Annotated in this window: 7 protein-coding genes; 6 read left to right on the plus strand and 1 reads right to left on the minus strand. The window is 39.1% G+C overall.

Going from position 1 to position 10,386, the window contains the following annotated elements:
• Positions 1-132 precede the first annotated feature (132 nt).
• From C7B77_RS14775 to dnaB, 5 genes are read left to right on the plus strand one after another with little or no spacing between them, the layout of a single operon-like run.
• The gene (locus C7B77_RS14775) at positions 133-1,215 is read left to right on the plus strand and encodes a tyrosine-type recombinase/integrase (RefSeq protein ID WP_106306127.1); all 1,083 of its coding nucleotides are present in this window, start codon (positions 133-135) and stop codon (positions 1,213-1,215) included.
• The gene (locus C7B77_RS14780; RefSeq protein ID WP_106306130.1) at positions 1,212-2,678 is read left to right on the plus strand and encodes a tyrosine-type recombinase/integrase; all 1,467 of its coding nucleotides are present in this window, start codon (positions 1,212-1,214) and stop codon (positions 2,676-2,678) included. Before C7B77_RS14775 ends, C7B77_RS14780 begins: the two co-directional genes overlap by 4 nt.
• Positions 2,665-4,305: a tyrosine-type recombinase/integrase gene (locus C7B77_RS14785; RefSeq protein WP_245894206.1), complete on the plus strand. Its 1,641-nt coding sequence runs from the start codon at positions 2,665-2,667 to the stop codon at positions 4,303-4,305. The genes C7B77_RS14780 and C7B77_RS14785 overlap by 14 nt, the downstream gene beginning before the upstream one ends.
• The gene (locus C7B77_RS14790; RefSeq protein WP_106306133.1) at positions 4,302-5,132 is read left to right on the plus strand and encodes a DUF6262 family protein; all 831 of its coding nucleotides are present in this window, start codon (positions 4,302-4,304) and stop codon (positions 5,130-5,132) included. Before C7B77_RS14785 ends, C7B77_RS14790 begins: the two co-directional genes overlap by 4 nt.
• Complete coding sequence (gene dnaB / locus C7B77_RS14795; RefSeq protein WP_106306136.1) at positions 5,125-6,429, plus strand: replicative DNA helicase; 1,305 nt, start codon at positions 5,125-5,127, stop codon at positions 6,427-6,429. Before C7B77_RS14790 ends, dnaB begins: the two co-directional genes overlap by 8 nt.
• A gap of 293 nt (positions 6,430-6,722) precedes the next feature.
• Here dnaB and C7B77_RS31440 read toward each other — a convergent pair whose 3' ends face one another.
• On the minus strand, positions 6,723-9,176 hold the full coding sequence (locus C7B77_RS31440) for a hypothetical protein (RefSeq protein ID WP_281261361.1): 2,454 nt from the start codon (positions 9,174-9,176) through the stop codon (positions 6,723-6,725).
• A 295-nt stretch (positions 9,177-9,471) separates the two neighbouring features.
• Here C7B77_RS31440 and C7B77_RS14805 point away from each other — a divergent pair, with 295 nt between their 5' ends.
• Positions 9,472-10,209 (plus strand): PEP-CTERM sorting domain-containing protein, encoded by a 738-nt coding sequence (locus C7B77_RS14805; RefSeq protein ID WP_106306139.1) that lies wholly within the window; start codon positions 9,472-9,474, stop codon positions 10,207-10,209.
• The last annotated feature ends 177 nt before the right edge of the window (positions 10,210-10,386 follow it).

The raw sequence follows: 10,386 nt of genomic DNA on the forward strand, positions 1-10,386 counted from the left end.
GGTACTGGTTATCTTATACAAAAATTATATATTAAATAACAACAACAACGAGCCTCTTTTTCTACATCATACAAATATAGCTATATACTAAATTTTATTTCTATAACGTGTATTTTGTGGTACAATAGACCTATGAGATTAACACTGCAAAAAGGAATAGATCCACATACCAACGAAATAGTCTGGGTAATGTTGGATGAAGACTATCAAGTAGTAGAACCCATCCAACGTTACCTGACCTATCTCAGTACGTCTAAATCTCCCAACACAGTCGAAGCGTATGCCTACGATCTCAAATCCTGGTGGGAGTTTCTAGAACTCAAAAGCTTAGACTGGCGTGAAGTTCAACTGTCAGATCTTGAAGACTATGCTTACTGGTTGAGAGTTGGAGACACTGCCAAGGTCATATCCATACAACCAGTACAGGCGATTAGGTCAGAAAAGACAGTCAATCGATCGATTACTGGTATCACTGGCTTCTATGAGTATCACATCGCTAGCAAAGCAGTAGATTTCAAACAGTTCGATAGATTCCACATGCCCTATGGAGTTAGTCAGCATGGGCTACTTACAGGCATCGCCAAGAGTAAACCCACCAGACAGAAGCTTGTCAAACTCAAAGAGCCAAAAAGCTTCCCTGGCTGTTTAACTGACGAACAGGTATCTACGCTGGTGAATGCCTGTCATCGCCTCAGAGATAAACTCATCATCCTGATGCTCGACGGTACGGGAATGCGGAAAGGTGAGCTTCTGGGGCTATGTCTTGAGGATATCGGAGAGGGTGGAGAGAACTACATTAAAGTTGTCAAGCGCAATAACCCCAATGGAGCAAGAGTTAAAGGGCTAGAACGAACCGTTCCCGTAGTGCCAGACATACTCAAAATGTATAACGACTACTTAATTTATGAGTATCCAGAGCCAGTATCTAATTATGTTTTTGTCAATATTTGGGAAGGGAAAATTGGAATGCCTATGAATCCTAATGTATTAAACATTATGTTTAATCGCCTAAGTAAAAAAACTGGTATTCATGTATATCCGCATTTATTTAGACATACTTATGCTACCCGTTTACTCAGAGCGAACTATTCACCAGATCGAGTAAAACATTTATTGGGGCATACATCTATTCAAACTACTCTGGATGTTTATTCTCATGTAATTGATGGAACAAGTCTACAAGAAGTAATCGAACGAGAGGAATCAGCAGAATGAGTATCTTAGCACATAATAATTTATCTTTAGATAGTTGGGCGATAAAGGAAAGTGAGTTAGCAAGCAGCTTGCTGGCTAATCCATTGTTGAAAAAAGATGTTTGGCACACAATTAATGATTTGGGTTTGCAAACCAATCAGCATGAGAGAGTATTGACAATTAGCTTTGAATCAATTCAACAAGATTGGTTGAAAACAATATCAAAATTATACGTCATAGTTAGAAGCAATCGTAAACTGTCAGCCGCTTACATCAAAGATGAAGTTCAGTATCTCAGCCGATTCTCTAAGTTTATCGAACAGAAATCTATTTTCAGGGTTGAACAAATTAACACTCAATTATTTGATGAATATGATTATTATTTAAAATTTTTAAAATTGTCGCCAAAAACAATAACACATCAATATACGACTTTGAATAACTTCTTTAACTGCTGCCGTGATGAAGGGTGGCTGGAAGTTAATACCTATTGGTTTAAAGGGCGACGTAATAGATCCGCACCTAAAAATGATGATATCGAGTACATTCCAGAAGAAATATGGCAACAGTTAAATGAACATCTACATTACTTACCCGAACCTATCCAACGGATGGTGATAGTAATTAGAGCTACAGGGTTAAGAATTGGTGAGCTACTTAACTTACCTTTAGATTGCTTGCGGAAAAGAGATGACCAATGGCGAATAAGATTTTTAACTGAAAAATACAAAGTGGATGATGAACTGCCTATCTGCGAGGAACTAGTAGTAATAATTAAAGAACAGCAAGAATATATTAGGCAAACTTTTAAGGATAAATACAATAATTTATTTAGTGCTAATGCTAGTCGTTATTACTATATACCAGTTCCAAAAGTAATGCATTTGCGTGGTCTTAGTCAACGGTTAAACAAATTAGCTCAGGAACATAATATCTGTACTAGTGAGGGTCAGATTTGGTATTTCAAATCTCACCAATTCAGAAGAACTTTCGCGACAATTATGACAAATGCTGGAGTTAGAGATTTGATAATTCAAAAATATCTCAGACATCGCTCTCCAGATATGCAGAACTATTATAAGCATTTATATAAAGAAGTGCTAGGAGATGAGTATCAGGAGTTAATGAAAGAAACTAGCTATATCAATAGCACTGGTAAACTTGTATCAACTCACAGGCCGAAAGATCTAATTACTGAAGCCATTAGACGTAGAATGCACCAGATTACAACCCAGTATGGGGAATGCCATCGTCCGATATTAGAAGCTCCTTGTCAAACGGTAAATGCTTGTTGGCAATGCGAACATTGGCTAACCTCTATTGATGATTTACCTGTCCTCGAACAAGATTTACAACGGGTAGAGATAGAATTGAATACTATTTCTGCTTTAGGAATGGTACGGCAGCAGCAAACTTTAACTGTAGATAAGCAAATGTTATTAATTCGGATTGAGGGATTACAGAAATTAAATGCTAAAGATTAACTCGAATAAAAACTATCAAAAAGATTTTATTTGCCCCAATCCAGATTGTGAGTCTAAGCACAGACTAGATCCTGGATATAAGTTGAAAAATATGTATCTTATCAAAATAGATGGATATACACAGAAAAAAATATTTCAATGTAAAAATTGCCTAAAAAGATGCTCTGAATCTATAAATCTAAGGCTTAACACTATTAGTCGCCTCAGCAAGAAAGATTCTCCAGTAAAACGATTTAACTGGATTGACGATCTGTGGGATTTAAGATCGATTAATCCTAATTTTGACAGAAGAGATAGTCGATATACTGTTAATTTTGATAATATTGCCCCAGGCTGGTTTAAAAATGAGGCTAAAAAGTATATACATCATTTATGTAAGAGTGAAAATTCTTTTTCTACAATCATTAATAAGCTAAATAATCTTAGACCTTTCTCTCAGTATTTAGTTAAAAACAACATATCTACTTTTGATGAGATTAATCGCAGCCTAGTTATTAATTATTTGTCGCAAGAGCAAAGAATAGACAAAGATAAGTTGTGTGCATTAAGAGAGTTTTTTACATTAGGAAATATCGGAAACTGGTTTAATGTCGAACCAGATATTATTCGGAATGATGACTATCCTAAGCGACATCGAGGTAATCCAGATCCCATATCAAACACTGTTAGAGAACAAATAGAACAAAATTTGCATAGATTACCCGACCCTATCGCTCGAATGTGGCTGATTGGTTATTTTTCTGCTATGCGCCCGTCTGAATTAGCTCTACTTAAACAAGATTGTCTAGTTCAAGAAGGACAAAATTGGAAGTTGGTGTGGCACCGGAAAAAGACTAACGACTATCATGAAATTCCTATTACTATAACTATTGCAAAAGTAGTCCAAGAACAACAGGAATATATCCGAAACCTTTGGGGTAATGAATGGGATTACTTATTCTGCCACTATTACAATTTATCTGATATAGATCCATCACAGTCTAACTTAAAGCCAATTAAGAAAATTCTTCCTGGTCAAGTCAGACATCCTTTATCAACTAGCATTTGTACTTTAATTAAAGCCATTGATATTCGTGATGAAAACGGTCAGTTAGCTAAATTTACACCTAAACTTCTCAGATCTACTCGTTTAACTGAATTATTCGACCAAGGACATGACCTATCAGTAGTCAGTGCATGGGCTGGACACAAACACTTTGTCACTACCAGTACTTACTATACCGAAGTCAGTTGCGATCTGATGCAGCGGGAAGCAGGACACATTCACCAAGCATTAGTAAATAGTGATGGTAATCGTATCTCTTATGAATCATTCCCTAAATCCTTCTGGGACAATTCAGTAGCCCACAAATTAGAAGTTGGTGCTACTCATATTAACACTCCCATTTATGGATATTGTGGACTACCACTCGACCAAGACTGCTATAAGTTTCGTGCCTGTTATACTTGTCGATCTTTCGTTGCCACTATTGAAAAACTCCCTCAATACATTAATACCCGCAACGAGCTTCGAGCCAAATCAGTTAAAGCTATGTCGGCAGGACAAGAAGTACTGGTCGAGCAATTCGGTAGACAAGCCGACCAACTTGACAAAATCATCGCTGGTTTACAACAGGAGGTGGCATGAGTAATTCAGATACCAAACAAGCCAGAGTCGATAATCTCTTGCAAGTCCAAACTGCTCGCAAAGAGGATTCAGCAGATCGAGTTTTCAAAGCGATCGATCGCTTGCAGAAGATTGATGGCAAGATTACTTTTACTAGTGTCGCCAAGGAAGCTAATGTCAGCGTATCTTACCTCTACAAATACCCAGAAATTAAGATCCGTATCGCCGAAGTTAGAAACAAGCAAAGGTCATTTCCAACCTCACCAATTGCCGAACCTAACTCATCTTCGACTGGGAAGATTGTTACTCGTCTCAAGGAGAAAGTCCAACAATTAGAGAACGAGAATAAAGAACTTAAACGCAAGCATGAAGCACTAGCAGGTCAAGTATATCGAGTCCATTACCTTCAAGAACAAGTCGAAAGGCAGCAGCAGATCATCGAAGATCTACAAGGCAAATTAAAAGGTGAACAACTAGATAGTAAAGTAACGCCGATATCAAGCAAGCGGAAAGCTACGATCGACGAACAGATTCAATCCGAACTAGACTTTCTAGGCATCGGTTTAAATCCTACCCTAACTAAGACAATTAAAGCTGCTACTGAATCAACTGTCTTAGCAGCGATAGCAGCACTCAAAGATCAACTCAGCAAGAAGGATATTCCTAATCCTGGTGGCTGGTTAAACAAAGCTATTAAAGAAGGATGGACTAAGCCAGAGATAGTCTCGCAAACGTTAGCTAAACTGGAGCATCAAGTAGTTATAACTAGTGAACGAACAGTTAAAGAATTAATCAGCTTCGATAAACTTCAAGAACTTAGTACTATTTTCAAACAGAAAGATGAATGATCCTATTCCACCCAACAATATCGAAGTAGAAGAGAATATCTTAGGCGGTATTCTACTAGATCCGTCAGCTATGGGTCGAGTTATTGACTTGCTAACTCCTGAAGTTTTCTATATTACTGCTCACTCTACTATTTACCGAGCAGCTTTAGATCTTTATCACCAAGACAAACCCACCGACTTATTGAGCATAAAGACATGGTTATCTAACCAGAAACTACTCAAACAGGTAGGCAGTGAGCCAAAATTAATTCAGCTATTAGAGCGGACAGTTTCAGCCGTTAATATCGACCACCTTGCATCATTGGTGGTTGATAAATACAAGCGGCGCGAACTAATTGCAGCGGGTCATGAGCTGGTGAAGCTAGGACACGATACGACTATCGAACTAGAATCGGTGTTTGACCAGTCAGAGCAAAAGATATTTAACCTAACCACCAATAAGCAAGACCAGTTTAAACCTAAAGTTATTGGTGATTGTCTGGCGGCTGTCTTCACCAAAATCTCACAGGGAAGCGAACCTGCATATCCTACTGGATTAGGAGATTTAGATACTTTGATTGGCGGGTTGATTAAGCAGGATTTAATCATTGTCGCTGCTAGAGCGAGTATGGGTAAAACTTGGTTAGCTTGTCATTTGACAAATCATATTGCGGTTACTCAACACAAGCCAGTAGTCTTCTTCAGTGCGGAGATGTCTAGCGAACAGTTAACGAAACGATTGTTATCGATGCACTCTGGCATTGACTCTCATCGGCTGATCCACAATACAATCTATGCAGATGAGTATGAAACTCTGAAGCAAGCTTTGGGTACATTAGGCGAACTTCTCATCATCATTGATGATACTCCCGCTTATGCTCTGACCCCCGCAAAGATTCGCTCTGTACTGCGGAAAATCCGCCATGAGAGAGGTGAATTGGGGTTAGTCGTCCTCGACTATATCCAAAAGTTGGGAGACAGGTCAGCGGGGAACAGAGCGCAAGCCGTGGGTAAGTTCTCTGGGGCGTTCAAGGATATAGCGAAAGAGTTTGATGTGCCGTTTGTGGCTTTGGCTCAGATTAATCGTGGGGTAGAGAGTCAGGGCAATAAGCGTCCAGGGATGGCGGATATTAAAGATTCGGGCGATATTGAACAGGATATGGATCTGGGTTTATTGCTATATCGGGATGAATATTACAATTCAGATAGTTTGGAACCAGGGGTGATGGAGATTATCGTCAGCAAAAATCGGAATGGGAGTGTGGGTACTTGTAAGGTCAATTTTGACCCAAGTGTCGGGAGGTTTAGTAATCTCTAAGAGAATTTGTAAAACTCATTGATTTAAAAATTCCTGATGATGTTATTTGTAAGTTTTGATAGATAACAAATCCACTCAAATAGAGCGATAGTGCCGTCCTACTTATTGCCAAAGCGTCAGAGGCAGTGACGATAAGTAGGTGGAAAGTAACCGATCGATTTTATGGCAATTATTCATTCTGGTTTGCGCCTAATGTCAAATCGAACTGCGGCTTTTGCTTCATCTTTGGATGGCAGCGATTCTGTCGCACGGAGGCTTCACCAAGGAGCGATACAGTCAATCGATTAAAACCGTTAGTATCTGATAATTGAGAAATCACTAGCCAAGAGAGTCGGCGCACCAGCTAAGGTAGCAAAAATTCCCCCGTTATTCCCTAAACCAGCCAGCGCACCATTTTGATTATAGAACAGGCTACCAGATGCTTGACTATACACGATCGCCGCAGATGAATTGTTAACTAACCCATCATTAGCTACCGTTGCAAAGTTTGATCCAATGGATGCTCCTGGCGCACTAGTAATCGCACTGAATGTGGCTTTAGTGAGGACGATCTTGTCTTCTCCACTGGTAAAGTCAAGAATAGTATCGTTACCAATCTTTGAGGTAACAGTAGTAGATCCAAATAGCGCGCCGCCCCTGAAAGAGAAGCTGTCATTACCAGAACCACCAAAAAGAACATCGTCACCAAAACTAGATATTAATGTATCATTTCCCTTGCCGCCAATTAGCTTATCATTTCCATTTCCGTCCCCTAGACTGCTGTGTATCTGTCTATCATCTCTCAGGGTATCGTTGCCATCAGTACCATAGATAAGATCGTCTAGATTGGGATCGTTAGATTTTGCTATAAAGGAACTTGGTTCTGGAAAAGCGGTTGTCTTTCCAGGTTGAGAGACATTAATTATTCCTTCATAATTGTTTTGTCCAGGAGCAAATACTTCAAACTGATTTGGCTTGATATTGGAATAACCTTTATCATCACTTTTTAAAGCAAATAAGTTATCTGCTAAGGTCGTCCTAGTAGCTTGGCTAATCAATCCATTGAAAGCTTGAACTACCCAAGTATGCTCTTCTCCTAGATCGATACGATTCCCAAAATCCATTAATATTGATTCATGTGCCCAGCTAGCAAACTTATCATTTCCAGCAATACTTCTACTACCTAAAAAAGCTCTGGAAAAATTTGACACATCTCGAAATTTATTTCGATCTGGTGCTTGTCTTCCATCTGCACTTGCATCTAGATCGTATCCACCAATAATGTCTAGCTCTGAAGGAGGTTCTAAAGCTGTGATTGTATTAACTTTTCCAAACCTACTGGCAATTTCACTACTAACTAACGATCCAAGACTATGACCGATAAAATTCAGATAATTACTATCATTTAGTCCCCATTCACTTAGTTTGTTAGCAGCAAAATCAGCAACAGATGAGATCCAACTAGCTGCATCTCCATTACCAACGAGTCCTCTATTTGCAGATGCTTGTTGCCAATCGAGAGTAAGGACGATATCACCAGGCTTTGCCAGAGCAACTGTCTCAGCTAGGTAATTTATGTTTGAGTCTATAGCTGATGCAACATCATTAGCTTGACGATTCCAACCGTGAATTACTACCCAAACCTGTTGACCATTCCATTTCTCTGAAACTGTTTTGTCTGCACTGATGACTTTGAATTGAACATTACGATAATTCAAATCTACATCATCAAGTTCTCTCCCTCTAGTCGAACCACCAGTAATGCTTTCTCTTCCTTCTAAATTAAAGAGATTCAGAATCTGATTGCTATTAACATTACCTAGTTCAATATCACCTATTTGTTCTACAAAGCCACTTCCAGCTTCCCATCCTGCTTCGGTCGAAAAGAAATTTGAGATCTCTAAATCCTGAGTTATACCAATTGTGTCATCTGATTTTTTAATTGTATCTATCTGTCCATTTCTATTTAGATCGACAAACAGTGATGTACCTTTTCGACCATAGCCCATCTGACCCTTGCTTAGGCGACCTCCAACAAATTCTGTGATTTTAATTATATCTATCCCAGAACTATCTTCGATTCGACTACCAGCAGCCTTAGTAAAATCTATCTCATAGATATCATTACCGCTACCCCCTATGAGCGTATCTTTACCCCCACCACCAATTAGTGTATCGTCACCATCTTTTCCGTCTAAGATATTATTGCCGCTATTGCCCGTAAGAACATTATTACCTTGGTTTCCAGTACCATTAATATTGTTAGTACCAGTCAGAGTTAAGTTTTCAACACCAGGCCATCGCTCGATCGAATTAGTTCCAGGAGATCGTAAAGTATCACTGATAGTATAAGTGAAAGTATTTCCTAGTATATCGCCTTCTGCATCAAAATTTTCAAAGATAAAAGTCTCATCTTCTTCGTTAATATCATCATTAATGATATCGATGTTTAGTGATACAGGAAAGACTGGAATAGATGAGCCAGCTCGATAAAGTAGCGTACCAGGAGTAAAGTTATAGTCTTCTTTTGCAGTAGTAGTTACATCTATAATTCTACTCGAAATTCTACTATTTCTACCAACTGGTCTAGATAAAATTCCATTACCTACCCAGCCTGGTAAATAGCCTTCAACTTTAGTAGTTGTAATTTCAAAACCATTTTGAATCGTTGTAATTATTTCAAAGCCATTTTCATCTAAAGTTGCCATTGTCTCAGTCTTACTCCAAATTTTTAATATATCTGAATTACTCAATGATGTAAGAGACATAAATTAGTGCCTTCTTTAGCAAGAAAGTAATGGTTAAACCTCGATCGTCAATGAAGATTCGATTGGATACAAATAATGCACGCATATAACCCTCTAATTTATCAGTAGTAATTCAAGAAGTAACTCAGGTATCTAGCGTAATTTTGAAGCCTAACATCAGCCATTACACTGTGTATCGCGATCTAACACTTGTGATAGATTGCCCTAATGGTCAAAACTGCTGAAAATTACTTGTAAAGTGTTGCCGTCAATGTAGTCGAAGGGTATTCTAACAATAATCCACACGATCTCAAGTATGAAAAATCGCCTAACAATTGCTCTGATGTCTCTGTTCCTGTCGGCAATCTCGCAGAAACAAGTACTTAGTGCTACAGTCTCCAACGGCAGTTTTGAATCAGGACTAACTTCCTGGACAGTCATAGACATACCCAATCCAGATCAACCACTTGCAGTCAGAGCCAGCGGAGACATTAACAGTAATTTTGATGGGATACTTGGAACAAACGTAGTTATTCCCAGCGATGGTAGTTTCGCTGTCTCGCACGGCTTCGATGGAGACGGCCCAGGCTTTATTAGGTTGTTCCAAGACATTGGCACCCCGCAAGCGGGTGAATCAATTCAATTTGATTACCGTGCTGGATGGGAATTGCTGTCATTTGGTGCAGCAACACAAGATAGGACTTTTTCCCTCCAAATCGAACCAGGTGGAGGTGGGGCTTCGCTGGCTAGCTACAATATTTTTACCGCAGTTGCGGGAACTACCAGCGGTCTTGGGTCGAACACCGATACAGGCTCATTGACATCGACAATCGATTTGACCCCATTTGCAGGTTCGTCAATCCGTGCTGCATTTGTGTGGGATATTCCCGAAAGCTTTACTGGCCCTGCAAATTTCCAATTGGATAATGTCAGAATCGTTTCAGGTTCAGTTCCTACCGCAGTTCCCGAACCATTTACCATTATTGGTACATTAATCGGTGGTACCGCAGCATTAAGAATGAGAAAGAGACTAAAATCTACTGGTAAAGAGTAAGTCACTCGATCGAGCATTCTCTCAAACAACAGTGGTGCTAAATTAAGGTATGAACAACTTAATTCAGCACCACTTAGCCTCTAAACAATAGTCAAAAAACTTGTTGTGGAATACATGCACAGCAAAAAACTCTTTTTCATAAAACAGTTTTAGCATATTTGTATGTGATAATACTGG

Origin of the sequence: Chamaesiphon polymorphus CCALA 037 (assembly GCF_003003845.1) — a bacterium.
Classification (GTDB): Bacteria; Cyanobacteriota; Cyanobacteriia; order Cyanobacteriales; family Chamaesiphonaceae; genus Chamaesiphon; species Chamaesiphon polymorphus.

Excerpts from the sequence above, each read along its gene's own strand:
- C7B77_RS14775 (WP_106306127.1), top strand. The coding sequence starts at position 133 with ATGAGATTAACACTGCAAAAAGGAATAGATCCACATACCAACGAAATA.
- C7B77_RS14780 (WP_106306130.1), top strand. The coding sequence starts at position 1,212 with ATGAGTATCTTAGCACATAATAATTTATCTTTAGATAGTTGGGCGATA.
- C7B77_RS14785 (WP_245894206.1), top strand. The coding sequence starts at position 2,665 with ATGCTAAAGATTAACTCGAATAAAAACTATCAAAAAGATTTTATTTGC.
- C7B77_RS14790 (WP_106306133.1), top strand. The coding sequence starts at position 4,302 with ATGAGTAATTCAGATACCAAACAAGCCAGAGTCGATAATCTCTTGCAA.
- dnaB (WP_106306136.1), top strand. The coding sequence starts at position 5,125 with ATGAATGATCCTATTCCACCCAACAATATCGAAGTAGAAGAGAATATC.
- C7B77_RS31440 (WP_281261361.1), bottom strand. The coding sequence starts at position 9,176 with ATGTCTCTTACATCATTGAGTAATTCAGATATATTAAAAATTTGGAGT.
- C7B77_RS14805 (WP_106306139.1), top strand. The coding sequence starts at position 9,472 with ATGAAAAATCGCCTAACAATTGCTCTGATGTCTCTGTTCCTGTCGGCA.